Here is a 329-nt window from a genome sequence, read left to right on the forward strand (position 1 = left end):
AAAAAGGTGGCGCACCAATCAAAGAAAATATGGCAGCTGCTATTTTGCAATTATCGAATTGGTATCCAGATAAACCGCTTATTGACCCTACTTGCGGATCGGGAACTTTCTGTATTGAGGCAGCTATGTTGGCTAAAAATATAGCCCCAGGTTTGAAGAGAAGTTTTGCATTTGAGGAATGGCCGTGGGTTGAGGATCAATTGGTGGTTGCATTACGCAAAGAAGCACAAGCTTCTATCAAAACAGATTTGGTATTAGATATTACTGGATCAGATATTGATGCTCGTATGATTGAAATTGCGAAGAAGAATGCATTTGCGGCAGGAGTT

At 40.7% G+C, this 329-nt stretch carries 1 pseudogene; it reads left to right on the forward strand.

What is annotated here, in order from left to right:
* Positions 1-329, forward strand: a pseudogene (locus C1G53_RS08540) (class I SAM-dependent RNA methyltransferase); the annotation flags it as partial.

Source organism: Streptococcus suis, assembly GCF_002960445.1.
Lineage (GTDB): Bacteria > Bacillota > Bacilli > Lactobacillales > Streptococcaceae > Streptococcus > Streptococcus hyiners.